This window comes from Phenylobacterium sp., from assembly GCF_036501465.1.
Taxonomy (GTDB): domain Bacteria; phylum Pseudomonadota; class Alphaproteobacteria; order Caulobacterales; family Caulobacteraceae; genus Phenylobacterium.
This window is the reverse complement of the sequence record NZ_DASYAF010000059.1, coordinates 16,402-38,087: the sequence shown is the minus strand read 5'-3', so window position 1 is coordinate 38,087 and position 21,686 is coordinate 16,402. Positions and strand designations below refer to the sequence as shown.

Annotated in this window: 23 protein-coding genes; 12 read left to right on the top strand and 11 right to left on the bottom strand. The window is 69.6% G+C overall.

The window, feature by feature from the left end:
• The coding region (gene glmS, locus VGL85_RS06180; RefSeq protein ID WP_331587091.1) for a glutamine--fructose-6-phosphate transaminase (isomerizing) at positions 1-1,268 on the bottom strand (1,268 nt) is incomplete at its 3' end.
• 107 nt (positions 1,269-1,375) lie between these two features.
• Here glmS and glmM point away from each other — a divergent pair.
• Both glmM and VGL85_RS06170 read left to right on the top strand, forming a co-directional pair.
• Positions 1,376-2,734, top strand: coding sequence for a phosphoglucosamine mutase (gene glmM / locus VGL85_RS06175; RefSeq protein WP_331587089.1), 1,359 nt, complete (start codon positions 1,376-1,378; stop codon positions 2,732-2,734).
• Between the two features lie 138 nt (positions 2,735-2,872).
• The gene (locus VGL85_RS06170; RefSeq protein ID WP_331587087.1) at positions 2,873-3,034 is read left to right on the top strand and encodes a hypothetical protein; all 162 of its coding nucleotides are present in this window, start codon (positions 2,873-2,875) and stop codon (positions 3,032-3,034) included.
• 36 nt (positions 3,035-3,070) lie between these two features.
• On the opposite strand, the gene VGL85_RS06165 is transcribed toward VGL85_RS06170, so the two are convergent.
• On the bottom strand, positions 3,071-4,423 hold the full coding sequence (locus tag VGL85_RS06165; RefSeq protein WP_331587085.1) for a UDP-glucose/GDP-mannose dehydrogenase family protein: 1,353 nt from the start codon (positions 4,421-4,423) through the stop codon (positions 3,071-3,073).
• Between the two features lie 290 nt (positions 4,424-4,713).
• On the opposite strand from VGL85_RS06165, the gene VGL85_RS06160 reads away from it, so the two are divergent.
• Positions 4,714-6,186 (top strand): Do family serine endopeptidase, encoded by a 1,473-nt coding sequence (locus VGL85_RS06160; protein WP_331587083.1) that lies wholly within the window; start codon positions 4,714-4,716, stop codon positions 6,184-6,186.
• 64 nt (positions 6,187-6,250) lie between these two features.
• On the opposite strand, the gene VGL85_RS06155 is transcribed toward VGL85_RS06160, so the two are convergent.
• From VGL85_RS06155 to VGL85_RS06145, 3 genes are all read right to left on the bottom strand, one after another.
• On the bottom strand, positions 6,251-7,753 hold the full coding sequence (locus VGL85_RS06155; protein ID WP_331587081.1) for a phosphomannomutase/phosphoglucomutase: 1,503 nt from the start codon (positions 7,751-7,753) through the stop codon (positions 6,251-6,253).
• Between the two features lie 87 nt (positions 7,754-7,840).
• On the bottom strand, positions 7,841-8,806 hold the full coding sequence (locus VGL85_RS06150; protein ID WP_331587079.1) for a KpsF/GutQ family sugar-phosphate isomerase: 966 nt from the start codon (positions 8,804-8,806) through the stop codon (positions 7,841-7,843).
• Positions 8,807-8,819: 13 nt separating this feature from the next.
• Complete coding sequence (locus tag VGL85_RS06145; RefSeq protein ID WP_331587077.1) at positions 8,820-9,062, bottom strand: hypothetical protein; 243 nt, start codon at positions 9,060-9,062, stop codon at positions 8,820-8,822.
• 112 nt (positions 9,063-9,174) lie between these two features.
• Here VGL85_RS06145 and gpmA point away from each other — a divergent pair, with 112 nt between their 5' ends.
• The 4 genes from gpmA to VGL85_RS06125 all read left to right on the top strand — a co-directional run bounded on the left by gpmA (position 9,175) and on the right by VGL85_RS06125 (position 12,783).
• The gene (gene gpmA / locus VGL85_RS06140; RefSeq protein WP_331587075.1) at positions 9,175-9,888 is read left to right on the top strand and encodes a 2,3-diphosphoglycerate-dependent phosphoglycerate mutase; all 714 of its coding nucleotides are present in this window, start codon (positions 9,175-9,177) and stop codon (positions 9,886-9,888) included.
• Positions 9,889-10,011: 123 nt separating this feature from the next.
• Positions 10,012-10,935, top strand: a complete 924-nt coding sequence (locus VGL85_RS06135) for a hypothetical protein (protein WP_331587073.1) — start codon at positions 10,012-10,014, stop codon at positions 10,933-10,935.
• Between the two features lie 42 nt (positions 10,936-10,977).
• On the top strand, positions 10,978-11,418 hold the full coding sequence (locus VGL85_RS06130; protein WP_331587071.1) for a deaminase: 441 nt from the start codon (positions 10,978-10,980) through the stop codon (positions 11,416-11,418).
• Between the two features lie 108 nt (positions 11,419-11,526).
• Positions 11,527-12,783: a pentapeptide repeat-containing protein gene (locus VGL85_RS06125; RefSeq protein WP_331587069.1), complete on the top strand. Its 1,257-nt coding sequence runs from the start codon at positions 11,527-11,529 to the stop codon at positions 12,781-12,783.
• A 69-nt stretch (positions 12,784-12,852) separates the two neighbouring features.
• Here the strand turns inward: VGL85_RS06125 and VGL85_RS06120 are convergent, their stop codons facing one another.
• Entirely contained in the window at positions 12,853-13,311 is a 459-nt protein-coding gene (locus tag VGL85_RS06120) for an Hsp20 family protein (RefSeq protein WP_331587067.1), read from the bottom strand.
• Positions 13,312-13,542: 231 nt separating this feature from the next.
• Between VGL85_RS06120 and VGL85_RS06115 the strand changes: the two genes are divergently transcribed.
• The 3 genes from VGL85_RS06115 to VGL85_RS06105 all read left to right on the top strand — a co-directional run bounded on the left by VGL85_RS06115 (position 13,543) and on the right by VGL85_RS06105 (position 16,340).
• The gene (locus VGL85_RS06115) at positions 13,543-14,397 is read left to right on the top strand and encodes a methyltransferase (RefSeq protein ID WP_331587065.1); all 855 of its coding nucleotides are present in this window, start codon (positions 13,543-13,545) and stop codon (positions 14,395-14,397) included.
• A gap of 75 nt (positions 14,398-14,472) precedes the next feature.
• Positions 14,473-14,790, top strand: coding sequence for an SCP2 sterol-binding domain-containing protein (locus VGL85_RS06110; RefSeq protein ID WP_331587063.1), 318 nt, complete (start codon positions 14,473-14,475; stop codon positions 14,788-14,790).
• A gap of 11 nt (positions 14,791-14,801) precedes the next feature.
• Positions 14,802-16,340 (top strand): alpha/beta hydrolase, encoded by a 1,539-nt coding sequence (locus tag VGL85_RS06105; RefSeq protein ID WP_331587061.1) that lies wholly within the window; start codon positions 14,802-14,804, stop codon positions 16,338-16,340.
• Between the two features lie 7 nt (positions 16,341-16,347).
• Here VGL85_RS06105 and hisN read toward each other — a convergent pair whose 3' ends face one another.
• Positions 16,348-17,166, bottom strand: a complete 819-nt coding sequence (hisN, locus tag VGL85_RS06100; protein WP_331587059.1) for a histidinol-phosphatase — start codon at positions 17,164-17,166, stop codon at positions 16,348-16,350.
• Between the two features lie 63 nt (positions 17,167-17,229).
• The gene (locus VGL85_RS06095) at positions 17,230-17,622 is read right to left on the bottom strand and encodes a helix-turn-helix transcriptional regulator (RefSeq protein ID WP_331587057.1); all 393 of its coding nucleotides are present in this window, start codon (positions 17,620-17,622) and stop codon (positions 17,230-17,232) included.
• 124 nt (positions 17,623-17,746) lie between these two features.
• On the opposite strand from VGL85_RS06095, the gene VGL85_RS06090 reads away from it, so the two are divergent.
• The gene (locus VGL85_RS06090; protein WP_331587054.1) at positions 17,747-18,691 is read left to right on the top strand and encodes a lysophospholipid acyltransferase family protein; all 945 of its coding nucleotides are present in this window, start codon (positions 17,747-17,749) and stop codon (positions 18,689-18,691) included.
• Here VGL85_RS06090 and VGL85_RS06085 read toward each other — a convergent pair whose 3' ends face one another.
• Positions 18,692-18,910 (bottom strand): DUF2093 domain-containing protein, encoded by a 219-nt coding sequence (locus VGL85_RS06085; RefSeq protein WP_331587052.1) that lies wholly within the window; start codon positions 18,908-18,910, stop codon positions 18,692-18,694.
• A 59-nt stretch (positions 18,911-18,969) separates the two neighbouring features.
• A complete protein-coding gene (xseA, locus tag VGL85_RS06080; RefSeq protein WP_331587050.1) occupies positions 18,970-20,433 on the bottom strand; it encodes an exodeoxyribonuclease VII large subunit in 1,464 nt (487 codons plus the stop codon).
• A gap of 137 nt (positions 20,434-20,570) precedes the next feature.
• Here xseA and VGL85_RS06075 point away from each other — a divergent pair, with 137 nt between their 5' ends.
• A complete protein-coding gene (locus tag VGL85_RS06075) occupies positions 20,571-20,840 on the top strand; it encodes a GIY-YIG nuclease family protein (RefSeq protein WP_331587048.1) in 270 nt (89 codons plus the stop codon).
• A 225-nt stretch (positions 20,841-21,065) separates the two neighbouring features.
• Here VGL85_RS06075 and VGL85_RS06070 read toward each other — a convergent pair whose 3' ends face one another.
• The gene (locus VGL85_RS06070) at positions 21,066-21,563 is read right to left on the bottom strand and encodes a GcrA family cell cycle regulator (protein WP_331587046.1); all 498 of its coding nucleotides are present in this window, start codon (positions 21,561-21,563) and stop codon (positions 21,066-21,068) included.
• Positions 21,564-21,686: the final 123 nt, after the last annotated feature.

Here is a 21,686-nt window from a genome sequence, read left to right as displayed (position 1 = left end):
TCGATCCTGCCCCGCGCCCGGGCGGCGGCGACGGCCAGCGCGGTGAGCACGCTGATCTGGGCGGTGAAGGCCTTGGTGGAGGCGACGCCGATCTCCGGCCCGCAATGGATCGGCCAGACCACGTCGACCTCGCGGGCCATGGTGGATTCCTGGGCGTTGACCACGGCGGCGCTCGTCATGCCCTTCGCCATGCAGTAGCGCAGGGCCGCGAGCGTGTCGGCCGTCTCGCCCGACTGCGACATGGCGATGACCAGCGAGCCGTCGGTCAGCGCGGGCTCGCGGTAGCGGAACTCCGAGGCGATCTCGACGTCCACCGGCAGGTCGGCCAGGGTCTCGATCATGTACTTGCCGAGCAGGCCCGCGATGTAGGAGGTGCCGCAGGCCACGATCTGGATGCGGTTCAGCCCCGCCAGGTCGATCCCGCCCGGCATGGCGGCGTGGTCGGTGAGAGTGTCCACATAGGCCGCGATGGTCCGCTGGCAGCCCTCCGGCTGGTCGTGGATCTCCTTCTCCATGAAGTGGCGGTAGTTGCCCTTCTCCACCAGGGCGGCGGAGGCGGCGACCGTGCGCACCTCGCGCTTCACCGGCTGGCCCGTGGCGTCGAAGATCAGCGCCTGGTCGTGGTCGATGGCGACGTAGTCGCCTTCCTCGAGGTAGGCGATGCGGCTGGTGAAGGGCCCGACGGCGAGCGCGTCGGAGCCGATGAACATCTCGCCCTCGCCATAGCCCACCACCAGGGGGCTGCCGCGCCGCGCGCCCATCACCAGGGTGTCCTCGCCCTCGATCAGCACGCCCAGGGCATAGGCGCCGTGCAACTGGTCGAGCGCCGCCTTCAGCGCGGCCACCGGCGCCCTGCCGGCCTCCAGCTCCGAATCGATCAGGCCGGCGATCACTTCGGTGTCGGTCTCGCTCTCGAACACCCGGCCCCTGGCGGCCATGGCGTCGCGCAGCTCGGCGTAGTTCTCGATGATGCCGTTGTGCACCAGGGTCACGCGGCCCTGGGTGTGTGGGTGGGCGTTGCGGGTCGAGGGCCCCCCGTGGGTCGCCCAGCGGGTATGGCCGATGCCCACCGTGGCGTTCAGCGGCTCGGCCGCCAGCACGTCCTCCAGGGCCTTGATCTTGCCGGCCGCGCGGCGGCGCTGGACCCTGCCGTCCACGACACCGGCGACGCCGGCCGAATCATAGCCGCGATACTCCAGGCGTTTCAGGCTATCGATCAGTCGTTCCTGTACGGACTGTCGCCCGACGATGCCGATGATGCCGCACATGGGGAGGCCTGTCCTTTTGTGGTACGCAAGCGCGCGGTATCACCGCGACGCGCCGTTTAGCACCCCGCCGGCGCGCGTCGACTAAATCTGGGTTTCGGATCGTTTCGATGAGCAAACGCGCCTACTTCGGCACCGATGGCATCCGCGGCGAGGCCAATCGCTTTCCCATGACCGCGGAGGTGGCGCTCCGGGTCGGCATGGCGGCGGGCAAGCTGTTCATGTCGAAGGACGAGCGACGCCATCTGGTGGTGATCGGCAAGGACACGCGGCTGTCGGGCTACATGATCGAGCCGGCGCTGGTGGCGGGCTTCACCAGCGTGGGCATGGACGTGCGCCTGTTCGGCCCGCTGCCGACCCCCGGCGTGGCGATGATGACGCGCTCGCTGCGCGCCGACCTCGGGGTGATGATCTCGGCCTCGCACAACGCCTTTTCCGACAACGGCATCAAGCTGTTCGGCCCCGACGGCTTCAAGCTCTCCGATGAGCAGGAGATGGAGATCGAGGCCCGCATGGACCAGGGCCTGCAGGAAAACCTGGCCGCGCCGGGCAAGCTCGGCCGGGTGCAGCGGATCGACGATTCCCAGGCGCGCTATGTCGAGATCGCCAAGGCGACCTTCCCGCGCCGGCTCAATCTGTCGGGCATGCGCATCGTCATCGATTGCGCCAACGGCGCCTCGTACAAGGTGGCTCCCGAGGCGCTCTACGAACTGGGCGCCGAGGTGATCCGCATCGGCGTCGCCCCCGACGGCTTCAACATCAACGATGAAGTCGGCTCGACGGCGCCGGGCGCCATGCAGCAGGCGGTGAAGGAATACCGCGCCGACATCGGCATCGGGCTGGATGGCGACGCCGACCGCCTGGTGATCTGCGACGAGAAGGGCCACGTGGTCGACGGCGACCAGATCATGGCCCTGATCGCCGGCGACTGGGCCCAGCGCGGCAAGCTGCGCGGCGGCGGCGTGGTGGCGACGGTGATGTCGAACCTGGGGCTCGAGCGGTTCCTGAAGGCCCGCAAGCTCACCCTGGAGCGCACTCCGGTTGGCGACCGCTCGGTGATGGCGCGGATGCGAGAAGGCGGCTTCAACCTGGGCGGCGAACAGTCCGGTCACATCATCCTGTCGGACTTCTCCACCACCGGCGACGGCCTCCTGGCCGCCTTGCAGGTGCTGGCCGTGCTGAAGGAGGCCGACAAGCCGATGAGCGCGCTGGCCCGGCAGTTCGAACCCGTGCCGCAGAAGCTGGAGAACGTCCGCTTCGCCTCCGGCAAGCCGCTGGAGAACGCCGAGGTCCAGGCGGCGATGGCTGAGGCGGAGCAGCGGCTGAACGGCTGCGGCCGCATCCTGGTCCGCGCTTCCGGGACGGAGCCGCTCATCCGCATCATGGCCGAGGGCGACGACGAGAAGCTGGTCAGCCAGGTGGTCAAGGAGATCGCAGGCGCGGTGAAGAAGGCGGCGCTCGCCGCCTGATCGGGGCGCCCAATACACGAATGTGAACACCGGCTCGCCCGCTGGGAGAGAACCCTACCCAAGCCCTAAGCTTTATGACAAATTGTCCATGTTGCGTCGCTCGACCGGCGCAATCGAACGAAGAGCTTGGGAGAAAACATGGGACGTCACCTCGCCTACGGCGGGATGTCGCGGCCGATGGCGCGAAGCGCCAGTTCGGTGGCCTGCCTCGCTTTTGTGGCCATCCTGGGGTCGGCCTTCTGGGCCGGCGCCGTGTGGATCGGCGAAGCCCTGCTCCGCTGGGGCGCTTCGGCGTTCTGAAAGCGCCGCCCGGCGAAGCCTTCCGAAAGTCCCTGACTAGCCGCGGTCGGCCGCGCGGCGCTTGGGCGCGATCCCAGCCCCCATCGTCACGTCCCGTCCAACGCTGACATAGTCGAACCCGCGGGCGTGCATGTCGGCGGGCTTGTAGATGTTGCGCAGGTCGACCAGTTTCGGCTGGTTCATCAACAGCTTGATCCGGTCGAAGTCGAGCGCCCGGAACTGATCCCACTCGGTGATGATCACCAGCACGTCGGCGCCCGCCGCGACGTCATACGGATCGTCCTTGAAGTCGACGTTCTGCAGCAGGGCGCGGGCCTCGTGGCCCTCGGGGTCGAAGGCCTGGACCGCGGCGCCCTTGTCCTGCAGCGCCGGGATGATCGCCAGCGACGGCGCATCGCGCATGTCGTCGGTATTGGGCTTGAAGGTGAGGCCCAGCACGCCGACCGTCTTGCCCTTCACCTCGCCGTCCAGCGCCTTGATCACCTTGCGCGCCATGGCCCGCTTGCGCTCGTCGTTGACCTTGATCGTGGTCTCGACCAGCTCCACCGGGGCGCCGGCGTCGCGGGCGGTGCGGACCAGGGCGATGGTGTCCTTTGGGAAGCAGGAGCCGCCGTAGCCGGGGCCGGCGTTCAGGAACTTGCCGCCGATGCGGCCGTCCAAGCCGATGCCGCGGGCCACCTGCTGCACGTCGGCGCCGACGGCCTCGCAGAGGTCGGCCATCTCGTTGATGTAGGTGATCTTGACCGCCAGGAAGGCGTTGGCGGCATATTTGATCAGCTCGCTGGTGCGCCGATTGGTGAACAGGATCGGCGTTTCGTTGAGATAGAGCGGGCGGTAGAGTTCGCGCATCACCGACTGGGCGCGTTCGTCCAGGGTGCCGACCACCACGCGGTCTGGGCGCTTGAAGTCCTCGATCGCGGCGCCCTCGCGCAGGAATTCGGGGTTCGAGACCACGGCCACGTCGGCCTTGGGGTTCACGCGCTTGAAGATCGCCTCGATCTCGTCGCCCGTGCCCACCGGCACCGTCGATTTGGTGACCACCACGGTGAAGCCTTCCACCAGGCCCGCGATCTCCTCGGCGGCCGCGTAGACATAGGAAAGGTCCGCATAGCCGTCGCCGCGGCGAGACGGCGTGCCCACCCCGATGAACACCGCGTCGGCCTCGCGAACCGCCTTGGCCGCGTCGGTGGCGAAGAACAGCCGCCCGGCCTTGACGTTCTGGGCGACCAAGGTGCCGAGGCCCGGCTCGTAGATCGGGATTCCCCCAGTCTGGAGCTGCTCGATCTTACGGGCGTCCTTGTCGATGCAGGTCACCGTGTGCCCGAAATCGGCGAAACAGGCGCCGCTCACCAGGCCCACATAGCCCGTCCCGATCATCGCCACATGCATTGGGGATATTCCTCGACTTCCGCTGTCGGCGCGCTTTCAGCACAGGCGCGGCCGGCTCGCCAGCGTCCCTAGGGCAGAAAGGTGAATTTTGTCCGCTCGGCCCCTATTGGCGCCGCGGCTGCGCAAAGCTTCGCCGCAATCTTGCCGGAAGTCGGACACCGGCTCGTCCAACCCTGGTCACTGAGCGCGTTCATAACGCTTGATAACTTGGGGCTAGAGGCGCCAGGTCTCCCAAGGTCGGAGCCTCGCAAGACAGGTCAGAACAGAAAATGCAGACGAACAGATCGCTCATGAAACTGGGCGCCGCAGCGGCGGCCCTGAGCCTCGCCGGCGCCGCCGGCTACGCCGTCCACGCCGCGTCCCCCCAAGGCGCCGTCAACGCCCGACCGCAGGCGCCGGTGACCGGGGCCGCCCCGGCCTCCTTCGCCGACATCGTGTCGCGCGTGGCGCCGGCGGTGGTTTCCATCGAGGTGGAAGGCAAGGCCGGCCCGAGCCGGGTCGTCGACGGCTTCGGCGGCGGCGAGGGCGGCGAGGGCGGACTTCCGCAGGGCCTGCCGCCCGAGTTGCGCCGGTTCTTCCAACAGCAGGCGCCGGCCCAGCCGCAGATCATGCACGGCGCGGGCTCCGGCTTCTTCATCAGCAGCGACGGCTATCTGATCACCAACAACCACGTAGTCGAGGGCGCCGACAAGATCACCGTCCACACCACCGACGACCGCACCTTCAAGGCGCGCGTCATCGGCCGCGACCCCGCCACCGACGTGGCGGTGCTGAAGGTCGACGGCTCGAATCTGCCCTTCGTCAGCTTCGAGGACCGCGCCAAGCCGCGGGTCGGCGACTGGGTGGTGGCGGTGGGCAACCCCTTCAACCTGGGCGGCTCGGCCACGGCCGGCATCGTCTCGGCCCTGGGGCGCAAGAACCTCTCCAGCTCAAGCTACGTCGACTACATGCAGATCGACGCGCCCATCAATCGCGGCAACTCCGGCGGCCCGACCTTCGACCTTGAAGGCCGCGTGGTCGGGGTGAACACCATGATCTTCTCGCCGTCCGGCGGCTCCGTGGGCATCGGCTTCGACATCCCCGCCGATGTGGTGGCCTCGGTCTCCAAGCAGCTGATCTCCACCGGCAAGGTCACCCGCGGCTTCATCGGCGCCCTGGTGCAGGACGTGACGCCGGAGATCGCCGACAGCCTCGGGATCGCCGGCAAGGGCGCCCTGGTGGCCCAGGTGAACGACGGCGGCCCCGCGGCCCAGGCCGGCCTGAAGACCGGCGACATCGTCACCAAGGTCAACGGGACCCCGATCGCCAACGGCGCCGACCTCACCCGGGCGGTGGCCCTGGCCAAGGCGGGCGAGCCGATCCGGCTTGATGTCCGCCGTGACGGTCAGATGCGTGAGGTCGTGGTCCGGTCCGGCACGCGGCCTTCGGAAGACGCGCTGGCGTCCAACGGCCGCACCGAGCCCGGCGGCCCCAGCGCCGAGGACGAAGGCGCCAAGCTCGGCTCGCTCGGCCTGCAGATCGCCCCCGACGAGCAAGGCCAGGGGGTTCGCATCGCCGGCATCGACGACGGCTCCGACGCCGCCCAGAAGGGCCTGCGCCGCGGCGACGTGATCCTGCGCGCCAACGAGCACGCCACCAAGACCCCGGCCGAGCTGAAGGCGGTCATCGCCGAGGCCAAGAAGGCCGGCAAGAAGTCGGTGCTGCTGTTCGTCGCCCGCGGCGGCCAGCACACCTTCGTGCCAGTGGAGCTCGGCCAGGGCTGAGCCCGCGCCGAGCCACAAGCCCGAACCCGATCGGGCGCTTCCTGCCAGGAAGCGCCCGTTTTCGTCAGATCTCCTGGTTGTAGGCGCCCACTTCCGGCCGCTTGGCGAGGCGGGGCTTCACTTCCTGGCGGAACAGGGCGCGCATGTCGTCCTCGCTTTGAGTGCTTTCGACGACCACCACGATCTCGGGCTTGTTCGAGCTCGCGCGCACCAGCACCCAGGAGCCGTCCTCCAGCGCCACGCGCACGCCGTTGACGGTGATCAGATCGGCGATCCTGCGGCCCAGGATCGTGCCGCCGGCGTCGCGGAGCGCGGTGTATTCGGCGACCACATCATCGACCAGGCCGTACTTCACCTCGTCGGCCACGTGCGGGCTCATGGTCAGCGATGTCCAGGCGACCGGCAGGGCCCTCTTCAGATCGGAGAGCTTCTTGGTGGGATTGCGCTCCAGCATCGAAAGCACGGCGGCGGCGGCCACGATCCCGTCGTCGTAGCCGCGGCCGATCGGCGGGTTGAAGAAGAAGTGGCCGGACTTCTCGAAGCCCGCCAGCGCGCCCAGCTCGGCGGTCTTGCGCTTGATGTAGCTGTGGCCGGTCTTCCAGTAGACGGTCCTGGCGCCGTTCGCCTTCAGCACCGCGTCGGTGGCGAACAGGCCGGTGGACTTCACGTCGACCACGAAGGTCGCGTCCTTGTGCAGGGCCGACAGGTCGCGCGCCAGCATCAGGCCGATCTTGTCGGCGAAGATCTCCTCGCCCTCGTCGTCCACGACACCGCAGCGGTCGCCGTCGCCGTCGAAGCCCAGGGCGAGGTCCGCGCTGTGCCGCTTCACCGCCTCGGCCATGGCGTGCAGCATGACGCTGTCTTCGGGGTTGGGATTGTACTTGGGGAAGGTCCAGTCGAGCTGGCAGTCCATCTCGACCACCACCGCGACACCCATGCGCCGCAGGGCTTCGGGGGCGAAGGCCCCAGCCGTGCCGTTGCCGCAGGCGCAGACCACGGTCAGCGGGCGGTTGATGGCGGCGCGGCTGGCGGCATCGGCGATGTAGCGCTCGGCCACCCCGCCCACATGGGCCAGGCTGCCGTCCGGCCGCTGCTTCCAGGTCCCGGAAAGCACGATCTCCTTCAGCCGGCCCATCTCGTCGGGGCCGAAGGTCAGCGGGCGCTGGGCGCCCATCTTCACGCCCGTCCAGCCGTTCTCGTTGTGGCTGGCGGTGACCATGGCCACGCAGGGCGCGTCGAGGTCGAACTGGGCGAAATAGGCCATGGGCGAGGTGGCGAGCCCGATGTCGATGACCTCGCAGCCGGCGGCCACCAAGCCGATGGTGAGCGCCTGCTTGATGCTGAGCGAATAGGAGCGGAAGTCGTGGCCGACCACGATCCGCTTCTGGCCGAGTTCGTGGATGTAGGTCCCCAGGCCGAGCCCCAGCGCCTGGACGCCCAACAGGTTGATCTCCGGCCCGAACAGCCAGCGCGCGTCGTATTCGCGGAAGCCGGTGGCCTTCACCAGCGGCTGGTTCTCGAACTCGAAGGTGTTGGCGACCAGGTCGGCGCGGGGGGCAGGCAGCATGGGGACTCCGGAAGAACGGTTCTGCGGACGATCGGGGCCGATCCCTAGCCGCGAAGTCCTTCGCGAATGTGTACGCCTGCGGCTCGGCTACATCACCCCGGCCCGCAGCAGATCGTGGATGTGCAGGATGCCGACCGGCTTCTTGTCTTCCACCACAAAAAGCACCGTCACAGCCGGCGGCGGGTCGCTCATCAGCGCCAGGGCTTCGGAGGCCAGCATGCCGGGCGGCACGGCCTTCTTCGGCCCCGGCGTCATCACCTGGCCGGCGGTGGCGTTCATCAGCCCGTCCATGTGGCGACGCAGATCGCCGTCGGTGATCGCGCCGGCTAGGCGGCCCTGAGCGTCGGTGACGCCCACGATGCCCCAGCGTTTCTCGGACATCACCAAGAGGGCGTCCTTCATCGGCGTTTCGCCGCCGACCAGCGGCAGCTCGCTCGCGCCATGCATCAGGTCGCCCACCGTGCGCAGCATGGCCCCCAGCTTGCCGCCGGGATGGAAGACCCGGAAGTCCTGCGGCCTGAACCCGCGCCGCTGCAGCAGGGCCACCGCCAGGGCGTCGCCCAGCGCCAGCTGCAGGGTGGTCGAGGTGGTGGGCGCGTTGAGCTCATCGGCCGCTTCCGGCGCATCGGGGATGCCGAGCACCACGTCGGCGGCGCGGCCGAGCGCGCTCCCCGGCGCCGCGGTCATGGCGATCAACGGAATTCCGAAGCGCTTGGCGTAGGCGATCACATCGGCCAGTTCGCGCGTCTCGCCGGTCTTGGAGAGCGCCAGGATCACGTCGTCCGCGCCGATCATGCCCAGGTCGCCGTGGCTGGCCTCGGTGGCGTGCACGAACATGGCGACCGAGCCGGTGGAGGCCAGGGTGGCGGCGACCTTGCGGGCGATATGGCCGGACTTGCCGATGCCGGTGGCGACGATGCGGCCCTTCGCGGCGAACAGGGTCTCGACCGCGGCCACGAAGCTTTCGTCCAGGGCGTCGGCCAATTGGCCGAGCGCCTCGGCCTCGGCGGCCAGCACCCGGCGGCCGACCGCGATGGCGTCGAAATCGCTCATTGCGCCCCGTTGCTCATTGGGAGGGCGCAAGCGCCTGGGTCTGCAGGTCGCGGGCCGCCGCGCGCTGCTGGTTGGTGCGCCGCTGGTTGGCCAGCGCCTCGCGCTGCATCGCCGCCTGCATCTTCGGCGTCTGCTGGATGGGCGTATGGCCCCACGGCCCGGGCGAGCGGTCGCCATAGCCCTGGGGCCAAATGCTGGCCACGGCGATCGCCGCGGCGGCGATTACGGCGAGCGCGGGCAGGTAGAGACGATCCATGCCGGCTCTATAGCCGCTTCGCGGTGTCCGGACCAAGGCGTTGCGTCCGCGGCCTCAGCCGCTAGAAAGCGCCCCACCACGCGCAATGCCCGTTCCCGAGGAGCCCTTCGCCTTGCCCACCCTGATCCTGCTGCGTCACGGCCAGAGCCAGTGGAACCTGGAAGACCGCTTCACCGGCTGGGTGGACGTGGACCTGACCGCCGAGGGCGAGGCCCAGGCGAAGAAGGGCGGCGAGCTGATCGCCCAGGCCGGCCTGGCCATCGACCGCTGCTACACCTCGGTGCTGACCCGGGCGATCCGCACGTCCTGGCTGGCGCTGGCGGCGGCGAAGCAGACCTTCGTGCCAGAGGTGAAGGACTGGCGGCTGAACGAGCGCCACTACGGCGGCCTGACCGGCCTCAACAAGACCGAAACCGCCGCGCAGCACGGCGAGGCCCAGGTGAAGATCTGGCGACGCTCCTACGACGTGCCGCCGCCGCCGCTGGCGCCCGGCGGCGAGTTCGATTTCTCCAAGGACCGCCGCTACGCCGGCGCGCTGCTGCCGGACACCGAGAGCCTGGAGACCACCCTGTTCCGTGTGCAGCCCTATTGGGAGGTGGAGATCGCGCCGAAGCTGTTGGCCGGCGAGGTCCTGCTGATCGCCGCCCACGGCAATTCGCTGCGCGCCATCGTCAAGCTGCTGTTTGGCCTCTCGGGCGAGGAGATCGTCGGCGTCGAGATCCCCACCGGCAATCCGCTGCTGGTCCGGCTCGACGCCACCCTGAAGCCGACCGCCGCGCGCTACCTCGATGAGGCCCGCGCCCAGCCGCTGCCCGCCATCGGCTGAGCCATCCGCCGGCCCGCGCCTGCGTCGGTTTGCGCCTGACCCAGCGTAACCTGTTACGATCGGCGCGGGGTGGAAATCGCCATGAATCGGATTGCGGCTGCGGGCGGAATAGCGGGGTGGGCGATGGCGGGCCTCTCCGTCGCCGGATCGCCTCACGCCGTCGTCAAGCATCCCGACTTCACTGGCCTGTGGACCAGCGCCTCCCTGACCGGCATGGAGCGGCCGGACGACTTCAAGAGCCTCGTGGTGACAGAGGCCGAGGCCGCCAAGTACGAGAAGGCGCACCGCGGCAAGCCGCCGGACATCCCGCCGGGCGATCCGGACCATGCCGTGGGCGGGGTCGAATCCGAATGGTGGGAGACCGACGTGGGACTGGCCCGGATCCGCGGCCAGGTCCGCACCTCCTGGATCGTCGCGCCGGCCGACGGCCAGCTGCCGATCAGCCCCGCCGCCAAGGCCTTCTTCAAGGCCCGCCGCGAGACGCGGAAGATCGACTTCGACAATCCCGAGGGCCGGGAGGCGAGCGAACGCTGCATCGAGACCGACGGCGCCGGGCCGCCCTACCAGAACGGCGGCTACAACGACAATCTGGAGATGGTGCTGACCGGCGAGCATCTGGTGATGCACTCCGAATGGATGTCGTCGCTGCGGATCGTGCGGCTGGGCGCCAAGGATCACCTGCCGGCCGCCATGCGCGTGCCCGGCGGCGACTCCATCGCCCACTGGGAGGGCGAGACCCTGGTGGTCGAGACCACCAACTTCCCGGCCCGCGACGTGGACGATCCGAAGGGCGATCCCAAGGCCGACATGAAGACGGTCGAGCGCTTCACCCGCGTCGGGCCTGACGAGCTGCTCTATGCTTTTCGCGTCACCAACCCGGCGGTGTTCACCCAGACCTGGGCTGGAGAGATGGTGCTGCGCCGCGCCGTAAAGCCGATGTACGAATACGCCTGCCACGAGGGGAACTACGGCCTGGCCAACATGCTGGCCGGCGCCCGGCACGTGGAGGCCGAGGCGGCGAAGGCGCACGCCAGATCCGGCGGCTGACGCGGCCTTCTCCCAACGACGGCGAAGGGCCATGTTGGCGCCATGAGTTTTCTGGCGGACGAGACCTGGATGCGCCGCGCCATCGCCCTGGCGCGCGCCGGCGTCGGCCGCACCGGGCGGAACCCCTCTGTGGGCTGCGTGATCGTGGCCGACGGCGTCGCCGTGGGCGAGGGCGCCACCGGCCAGGGCGGGCGGCCGCATGCGGAGGAGATCGCCCTCGACGCGGCCGGCGCGGCGGCCAAGGCGGCCACGGCCTATGTCACCCTGGAGCCTTGCGGCGAGCGGTCGAGCGGCGCGGCCGCCTGCGGCGAGCGGCTGGCGCGGGCCGGCGTGGCGCGGGTGGTCGTGGCGGCCTCGGACGCCTCGTCGCTGGCCGCCGGTCGCGGCCTCCGGCGCCTGCGCGACGCGGGGGTCGCGGTGGAAATCGGCTTGCTCGCCGACGAGGCGGCGGACCTCTATGCGGCCTATCGGCCCCGCGCCTGACGTTCGGGGCCTGACACTTCGGCGCTGGCAAGGCTGCGTTAAGCATCCAAGGCCTAGGATCGGCAGGTCTTTTCCGCCCAGCCCGTCCAGCCCCAGTCCATCCAGGCCATGTCAGAAGCCAGCCATATCGCCCGCCGGATCACCCAGGCCGAGGCCGACCAGATCTGCGCCCGGCACGACCGGCTGTGGAATTCCAAGCCCGGCGGCGCGCGGGCCGTGTTCGCCTGGACCGATCTTTCGGGCCTCGACCTGGCGGGGCGCAACCTCTGCGACGCGGACTTCTCCGGCGCCGTGCTGGCCGGCTGCAACCTGCAGGGCACGCGGCTCGACAACGCCACCCTGTTCGGCGCCGACCTGCAGGACTGCGACCTGCGCGGAACCTCGCTGCGCCGGGCCGACCTGCGCGGGGCCTGCCTGCGCAACGCCGACCTCACCGGCGCGGACATGTTCGAGGCCGACCTGCGCGAGGGCGTGCTGGCCGCCGCCGATCCCAAGGTGGGCTTCCGTCGCATCGAGGCCGGCGGCTCGGCGCGCGTGGGCGACGCCCAGGGCGCGAAGCTGGTGGGCGCCAACCTCGAACGCTCCAAGCTCTCCGGCGTCATCGCCGTGAAGGCCGACTTCACCGACGCGGTGCTGAAGGAAGCCCGCCTGGTGCGCGCCAACCTGAAGCAGGCGACCATGAAGGGCGCCAACCTCTCCGGCGCCGACCTCTCCGGCGCGGACCTCGGCGGCGCCGACCTGCGCGACGCCGTGCTGGTGGGCGCCAAGACGCTGCAGTGGAACGTCTCCAACGCCAACATGACCGGCGCGCTCACCGACAAGCCTGCGGGGATCGCCGCGTCGAGCCTGCCCTACAAGACCATGATCCAGGACCACGCCCGCTGGTGCGAGACCGGCGGCCAGGAGGGCGCGCCCTCGGTCTTCGACAACGCCGACCTGCGCGCGCTGGAGACCATCCGCGGCTACAACCTGACGGCGCTCTCGGCCAAGGGGGCGGTGTTCTACGGCCTCGACATGGAGGGCGTGCAGCTGCAGGGCGCCCACCTGGAAGGCTGCGACCTGCGCAACTGCAACCTGCGGCGCGCCGACCTGCGCGGGGCCAAGCTGGCGAACGCCAAGCTTTCCGGTTCCGACCTGCGCGAGGCCCAGATGGGGCCGCTGCTGCTGGGCGCCGACCGCATCCTGGCCTGCGACCTGCGCAACACCGAGTTCAAGGGCGCCGATCTCGCCGGGGCCGACGTGCGCCAGGCGATCTTCATCGGCGCCGACCTTTCCCGCGCCAACTTCTCCGGCGCGCTCACCAAGCAGGCCAACTTCACCGGCGTCGCCCGCCACGGGGCGCGCGGCCTGGACGAGGTGCTCTAGGCCGGCACGGAAAAAGGGCGGCGCAGTCGCCCGCGCCGCCCGTACCTTTCCCTTCAGTGTCGCCCGCGGTTACGCGGCGGCCTTGTCGCCTTCGATCAGGGTTGAGGGCTGGCCGACGCCGATCTCGACGCGGCGCGGCTTCAGGGCTTCGGGCAGCTCGCGCTTGAGTGCGATCGACAGCAGGCCGTCGGCCAGGTTCGCCTCGGTCACGATCACATAGTCGGCGAGCTGGAACTTGCGCTCGAAGTTCCGCTCCGCGAGGCCGCGGTGCAGGAACCGGCGCGGTTCGTCGTTGGCCGTCTTGCGGCCGGTCACGGTGAGGAGGTTCTCCTTCACCTCGATGGAGAGTTCGTCCGGACGGAAACCGGCCACCGCGATCTCCACGCGGTAGGCGTTCTCGTCGGTGCGCTCGATGTTGTAGGGCGGATAGCCCGAGGCGCTGTCGGCGCTCGCGGCGTCCAGCAGGTCAGCCAGGCGGTCGAAGCCCACGACGGAGCGGTAGAGAGGGGAAAAATCGATCGTTCGCATGCGTCACATCCTTCTTGTCGAAGCAAGGTTGCGGTTCAGATGGATCGCCTGAAGCGAGCCTGTCGGCCTCGCGCAGCGTCCAGAAGGCCCGGACATCCAGCGCCTTCGGCCTATGAGTTAGGCGCGGGACTTCCGCGTTCAAGGGTGCGAGGCCCGCGTTGTTTTGACCGCGACCGCCGCAGGGTCTAGGTCAATCGCGGAGCTTGCGCCGGGGGGCGTCAGCGAGGGCCAATGGGCGATCCTTCCTTCTCGCGGCGCGGCATGATGCTGGGCGCCCTGGCGCTCAGCGCCTGTTCGCCCAGGCCGAAGGGCGCCACGCCGCCGAAGACGATCGAGGCCGCCGTCGCCGGGTCCTGGCGCGCAGCCTCGGACCGCGCCCGCGACCCATTCCGCCACCCGCTCCAGTCGCTGCAGTTCTGGGGGCTGAAGCCTGGCCAGACGGTCGTGGAATTCTGGCCCGGCGCCGGCTGGTACACCGACATCATCGCCCCCTTCGTCGCGGCCACCGGCGGCCGGTACTACGCCGTGGGCCTGCAGACCGAGGACGCCGAGGGCCGTACGCTGGACCAGGCCTTCCGCGCCAAGCTCTCCGCCGCGCCGGGGCTCTACGGCAAGATCGCCTTCACCGCCTTCGGGCCGACCAGCGCGGCGGTGGCGCCGGCGGCCTCCGCCGACCTCGTGCTCTTCCTGCGCAACATCCACAACTGGATGGCCGCGGGCCTGGCGGAGAAGGCGTTCCGCGACGCCTTCGCGGCCCTGAAGCCCGGCGGCGTCCTGGGCGTCGAGGAGCATCGCGCCGACCCGGCCGCGACGCCCGACGTGATGGCGTCCAGCGGCTACGTGCCCCAGGCCTACGTCGTCCAGCTCGCCCAGGAGGCCGGCTTCCGGCTCGACGCCGCCAGCGAGATCAACGCCAATCCGAAGGACGACCACAACCATCCCTTCGGCGTCTGGACCCTGCCGCCGGTGCGCCGCTCGTCCGCCCCCGGCCAGCCGCCGGATCCGACCTTCGATCGCGCCAGGTACGACGCCATCGGCGAGAGCGACCGGATGACCTTGCGGTTCGTCAAACCGCTCAAGTCGTAGGCGCGGCGCACGCGTGACGGTTTACTTCGCACACGTCTGAAGCGAAGCTCATCCCTGATTTGGGAGAGCTTGGGTATGGCGACGCTGGAGGAGCTGACGGACCGTATCCGCCAGGCCGCCTCGTCGGAGGCCGCGGCCGGCGCGCTCGGCGCCTCGATCAAGCTCGACCTGAAGGGCGAGGGCGTCATCCACATCCTGGGATCGCACGTCACCAACGACGATCTGCCCGCGGACCTGGTGGTCACCGTCGGCCTCAAGGACCTGACCGCGCTGGGCAAGGGCGAACTCGACCCCACGCGGGCCATGATGACCGGGCGGCTGCGGCTCTCCGACATGGGGCTGGCGATGCGGCTGCAGCCGGCGATTCAATCCCTGTTTTCCAAGGCCGCGTAGGCTCGCCCCGAATGCTCGAGCCCGCACCCCTTGTCGAGACTCCGCTGGCGAAGGCCCCGCCGGGCGGCGAGGCCTATTGGTACGCCGGCGCCGGCGGCGCGAAGCTGCGCGCGGCCCTCTTCACGCCACCGATCGCGCCGGCCCGCATGCGCGGCTCGATCGTGCTGTCGGGCGGGCGCACCGAGCCGATCGAGAAGTACTACGAGTTCATCGGCGAGCTGATGGACCGCGGCTTCGTGGTGCTGGCCCACGACTGGCGCGGCCAGGGGCTTTCGCAGCGCGAGCTCGCCGATCCGCTGAAGGGCCACGCCCGCGGCTACCGCGCCTATCTCGACGACTTCCGCGCGCTACTGGGCGCCTTCTCCGACCGGTTGCCGAAGCCCTGGACGGCGGTGGGCCATTCCATGGGCGGCTGCCTGACCCTGCTGGCCATGACGCACGGGGAGGACCGGTTCGCGGGCGCGATGCTGTCGGCGCCCATGCTGGGCATCCGCTCGCCGTTCCCGCCCTTCATCACCAATGCGCTGACCGGCCTCAACATCGCCATCGGCCGCGGGCGGCTCTACACCCTGACCGGCCCCGGCAAGCCGTTCGATTCCGCCTTCGAAGGCAATGTCCTGACCCACGATCCGGCGCGTCACGCGCGCACCTGGAGCCTGGTGGAGGCCGAGCCCAGGCTGGCGCTGGGCGGCCCCACCTGGGGCTGGATCGATTTCTGCCTGAAGGCCACCGCCAGCCTCGCCCGCCCGGACACCTTGCGGAACGTCACCGTGCCGGTGGTCATTGTGTCCGCCGAGGCCGACCAACTCGTCGACAACGCGGCCCAGGCCGCCGCCGCCCGTCACCTGCCGCAGGGAAAGCTGATCACCATCCCCGGCGCCTACCACGAAATCCTGATGGAGACCGACCCGATGCGAAATCCCTTCATGAAGGCGCTCGACGCCCTTCTCGGCCGCACCGCGCCGACGCCAGCCGCGCCTCCCAAGGCGGCTCCGGCCCCAGCGCCCGCACCTGCGCCCACGCCCGCCCCGGCCGCTGCGGCGCCGGCGGCCACGGCTTCGGCCGCGGCGGCCGCCAAGCCGCCGGCCAAGAAAGCCCCCGCCAAGAAACCGGCCGCCAAAAAGGCCGCCGCCAAGAAGCCTGCCGCGGCCAAGAAACCCGCGGCGAAGGCCGTGGCCAAACCGGCTGGGAAACCCGCGGCCGCCAAGGCGCCGGCCGCGAAGAAGGCGGCGGCGAAGAAGGCGCCCGCGAAAAAGCCGGCCGCTTCCAAGGCTGCGGCCAAGCCGGCCGCGGCGAAGAAGCCCGCGGCGGTCAAGAAACCGGCGGCGAAGAAGCCCGCCGCAAAGCCCGCCGCCGCCAAGAAGGCCCCAGCGGCCAAGAAGCCGGCCGTCGCCAAGAAGCCAGTCGCGAAGAAGCCTGCGGCCAAGCCTGCTGCGGCCAAGGCCCCGGCCAAGGCGAAGAAACCCGCCGCCAAGAAGCCCGCGGCGGCCAAGAAACCTGCGGCCAGGAAGCCGGCCGCCAGGAAGCCCGCGGCGCCGAAGAAGGCCTAGGGGTCGTTCAGCCCGCCAGGGCGGCCAGCGCCTGCTCCAGGCAGGCGCGGTCGCCGGCGATCGCCACCCGTCCGCCTTGGGCGCCCACCGGCTGGCCTTCCCAGTCGGTGGTGATGCCGCCCGCGCCGGCGATCACCGGGATGGCGGCGTCGATGTCCCAGGCCTTCAGCCCGGTCTCGACCACGAGGTCGAGCGCGCCGGCCGCCACCATGGCGTAGGCATAGGCGTCGCAGCCCAGCCGGGCCAGGCGCACGGCCCTGCGCAGGCGGGTCCAGGCCGCCGCTTCCAGCTCGCGGAAGATGATCGGGTCGGTGGTGGCGATCAGGGCGTCGGAAAGGCTGGGACAGGGCCGGGTCTTCAGCGGCCGGCTCTCGCCGCGGCTGATCAGCCGCGAGCCCCGGCCCAGTCCACCGATGAACAGCTCTCCGATGTAGGACTGGCCGATGGAGCCCAGCACCGGGGTCCCGTTGTGGCGCAGGCCGATGAGCGTGGTCCAGACCGGCAGGCCGCAGATGAAAGCCCGGGTGCCGTCGACGGGGTCGAGCACCCAGACGAACTCGGCGTCCGGCCGGTCCTCGCCATATTCCTCGCCGATCACCCCGTGGTCGGGGTAGCGCTGGGCGATAAGGGCGCGGATGGCGCGCTCGGCGCCCTTGTCGGCCTCGGTGACGGGGTCGAAGCCCTTGGCCCCGCCCTTGTCGATCAGGCCGTGGTCGGCGCGAAACAGCGGCAGGATCGCTCCTGCCGCCGCCGCGTTGAGTTCGACCAAAAACGCGTCGAGCTCATCGACTTTCGTGGAGGCGAGCCCGGAGGCGGAAGCGGTCATTCGACCGCTTTACCCCCAGCCGCCGCGTCGTGGCCACCCGTGTCTTCAGGGACGCCCCTGTCGTCAGGGAAAGGCGTGGCCGACGATATCGGCCTCCGTTTCGTTGAGAGATTTGGCCAGATCGAGCAGACGCTGGCGCGGGCGTTCGGACAGGGCGTAGAAGGCCTGGATAAGGTCCTTGGTCTCCTTGCCCTGATACGGCTCCGGCGGCTCCGGCTCTTTGTCGAGATGCGTGTCCTGGCCCAGCCCTTCGTAGAAGTAGCTGACCGGCACTTCGAGCACTTCGGCCAGTTGCCACAAACGCGCCGCAGACATGCGATTGGCGGCGCATTCGTACTTCTGGATCTGCTGGAAGCGGACCCCGCAGGCGCCGGCGAGCTGTTGCTGGGTCAGGCCCAGGATGCGACGGCGGCGACGCAGCCGACGACCCAGGTGAATGTCGATGAGATCCATCATGGTAAGACGCCCATCCTCCTCGAAATCCCTATGTCCCACTCCGGGACTGAACAGGGTTTTCGCCGCAAGCCTGGCGCCAAAGCGCCCGTTGCTAAGGTTACGAAGCCAGCCTTAGTAAAGATGCATGACAGAATCCCGGTCTCCCGATCGTCAGCAGTGGCTGTGGCATATTGAAGCTTGGGCATATGATTTTGCTCAGTTTTTGGCGCGACTGTGTCCGATCGATGCGGTGTCGGATTTTGGCGCATGGGTGTTCCGGACGTTCGGGCCGTTAACCAGCAAGCATGCGATCGCGGAAACCAATCTGCGCATTGTCTTTCCAACGGCCCCCGACGCGGACATCAAGGCGATGCTGCGGGCCCAGTGGGAGGAAACGGGCCGATGGATCGCCGAGTTCCCCATTCTTGACCGCATCGCGGCCGAACCGGGCCGGGTGGAGGTCGAGCATGGCGAACGCCTGAGCGTCCTCGCAGGCCCGGCGAGGCCCGCGGTGCTGATCTCGGGGCATTTCTCGAACTTTGACGTGATGGCGGTGGCCATCGTCCGTTCGGGGATCAAGTGCCAGGTCACCTATAGGGCCACCAACAATCCCTACATCGACCAGCGGATCGTGGGAAAACGCCGCGACTACGGGGTCAGCATGTTCGCGCCCAAGGGCATGTCCGGCACGCGCGAGCTGTTCCGGGCGCTGCGCCGGGGCGAATCCATCGCCCTGCTCAACGACCAGAAGTTCAACGGCGGTGTCGCCGCGCCGTTCTTCGGCAAGATCGCCCACACCGCGCCCGGGGCCTCGACCTTCGCGCTCAGCGAAGGGCTCCCGATCATCCTGATCACCGTCCAGCGGCGCGAGAAGGCCCGCTTCACCGTGGTGATCCACGAGCCTTTCCGGCTGGAGAACACCGGCGACCGCAACGCCGACGTGGCGGCCGGCGTGCGCCGCATCAACGCCCTGATGGAGCGGCAGGTCCTGGCGCGGCCCACCGAATGGTTCTGGGTGCACCGCCGCTGGCCGAACGAGACCTATCGGAGCGTGCGGAAGAAAAAACCCTCTCCTGACGGGGAGGGGTGACTACCCGTGGACCTCGCGCCACCGCTGGAGGGACTCTCCGGGGCCGGCGTAGGCTTCCTGCAGCTCGGCGCTCCAGTAGCGCAGCTGCTCCAGCGGGATCTTCTTGCCGCTGACCGCGCAGACCACATAGCGGCCGGGCTTCAGCACGGCGAACTCGCCGTCGCCGTAGTGCAGGCGGGCCAGCTCGGCGCCAGTCAGGTCGCGGTCGTGGGCGTTCATGGCCTCTATGTAGCGTCTCGGGCGGCGCGAGAACAGATCGGCCCTGGAACAAGTCGCCCCTAGAACAGGTCGCCTTGCGCGGGCAGCCCGGGTTTCGGCCTGGATTTCGACGGCTTGGGCGCGGCGGGAGCGGACGGCGAGGCGCCGGGCGCGCCGTCGATCACCGCCTGGCGGGTCACCTGGTCGCCGAACTTGATGGCCACGTCCTCGCCGCTCGCCAGCGCCGCCCCGGCGTGGACGATCGACCCGTCGGCCCGCGTCACCCGGGCGAAGCCGCGCTGCAGCGGCCGCTCGGGATCGACGCTGGCATAGAGCTTGGAAAGCGCGGAGAACCGCTCGCTCGCCCGCTCCAGGCCACGGGCCATGGCGGGCGGCAGGCGCACGGCCACGCCGTCCAGCCGCTGGCGCTGCACCGCCTGCGGCCGCTGCAGCAGCAGCGGCGAGAGCCGCGCGGTGGTGCGCACCAGCTCCCGCTCATGCACCGCGACGTTGCGGGCCAGGCCGGCGCCCAGCCGGCCGGAGACGATGCCGAAGCGCTGGGTGGCCAGCTCGATGAGGTCCGGCACGCGTCTCAGCGCCCGCTCCGCCGCCGCGATCCGCCCGCGGCGATCCTCGACCGCGCGACCGCCGCAGCGGTGCATCCGCGCCGAAAGGTCGCCGACATAGCCCTTCAGCTCGGCCAGCACCGGCGTCGCCATCTCCGCGGCGGCGGTGGGCGTCGGCGCGCGGCGGTCGGAGACGAAATCGATCAGGGTGGTGTCGGTCTCGTGCCCCACGGCGCTGATCAGCGGGATCGAACAGGCCGCCACCGTGCGCGCCAGGGCCTCGTCGTTGAACGGCCACAGGTCCTCCACCGAGCCGCCGCCGCGCGCCACGATCAGCACGTCGGGTCGCGGGATGGGGCCGCTCCCGTCCTGGGCGTCGAAGCCCTTGATGGCGGCGCAGACCTGGGCGGCGGCGGCGTCGCCCTGCACCACCACCGGCCAGACCACCACCCGGCAGGGCCAGCGGTCGCGGATGCGGTGCAGGATGTCGCGGATCACCGCGCCGGTCGGGCTGGTGATCACGCCGACGGTCGCCGGCAGATAGGGCAGGGACTGCTTGCGCTCAGCCGCGAACAGGCCCTCGTCGGCCAGCCGCGCCTTCAGCCGCTCGAGCTGGGCCAGCAGGGCGCCGACGCCGGCCGCCTCCATGGTCTCGATGACGATCTGATAGCGCGAGCCGGCCGGGTAGGCGGTGATCTTGCCAGTGACGATCACCTCCAGCCCCTGCTCGGGCCGCACCGACAGACCCCGCACCTGGCCCTTCCAGACCACCCCGTCGATGGCCGCGCGGTCGTCCTTCAGCGTCAGGTAGACGTGGCCGTTGGAATGGTGGGTGACCTTCGACAGCTCGCCCCGCAGCCGCACGAAGCCATAGGCGTCCTCCAGCGTCCGCTTCAGCGCGAACGCCAGCTCCGACACCGAATAGGGGCGGGCGTTGCCATCTTCCGTCGTGGCTGCCTCGGGAGCGGCATCTGTCATGCGCGGAAGGTAGCGGCTGGCCTACCGATTCCCAAGTCTCGCAGCTTGAGAATGTTCTCTAATTGTTCTCGATTTGCAGTGTCATCCCGGTTTCGCCGCAGGTGAAGACCGGGACCCATGAGCGCCGCGCCCGCAAGATGAGCTACTGGGTCTACATCCTTTCTAATCGTCGGCACGGAACGCTGTATGTCGGCGTCACGAACAGCCTCGAAACGCGCATCGCTCAGCACAAGGCTAAGGAAACGCCGGGCTTCACGAAACGCCACGACGTGGATCGCTTGATCTGGTTCATGAGCTTCGGCGAAGTGACGGCGGCGATCCGTTTCGAGAAACAGCTCAAACGCTGGCGGCGTGACTGGAAGGTGCGCCTGATCGAGGAGACCAACCCGCACTGGATCGACCTCTAACCGGAGATGATGGATCCCAATCTCGAAGTTCGGTGCTCATGGGTCCCGGACAGCCGCGATGCGGCTTCCGGGATGACACCGCGTTGGGTTCCAAGGTGGTTATAAGGAAAAGGACGCGCCCGGCCCTGCTGGCGGAAACCGCCGCGGGCCGAACGCGCCCCCATCCCCAACGGATTGCCATCCCCAACGGGATATTCGACCGCCTCTTTGGGCGGATTCGGTTAATCAGATGTAGCGGCGAAGGCTCCGGGCGAGTTCGGCGGCGCCGGAGCGCTTCTTGGCCTGGGCCGGCTGGTAGGCCACCTGGCTGTGCTCGGTGCAGTAGGGCCCCTCGCCGGTGCGGCGGCCGCAGAAGGTGAAGTTGTCCATGGACGGGTCGCCGATCGGCCACTTGCACATGTGGGCGCCGAGCGTCAGCACCGTGGCCGTGCCGGGCGTCTCGTCGACATAGCGGATCGGCGGCGTGGGCGCGTGGGAGACCGGTTCGGCGATCCGGCGCGGCGCGGCCGGCGCCGAGGAGATCGGGCGCGACGGACGCGGAGCCTTGAACACGGTGCGCGCCGGCTTCGAGGGGGTCGCGCGGCCCGACAGGCCCAGGCGATGCACCTTGCCGATCACCGCATTGCGAGTGACCCCGCCGAGTTGCTTGGCGATCTGACTGGCCGACAGCCCGTCCTGCCAAAGCTTCTTGAGGAGTTCGACGCGTTCGTCCGTCCAGCCCATTTCCGCCTCCCGCCCTTTGTCGTCCGCGACGCCGCCTCCCAAGAAAACGAGAGCGGGGTCGTTCAGATTCAACATCTTGTGGCGTCCAGCCGTCTCCGGCCCCACCAACCACCACCAGTAGTA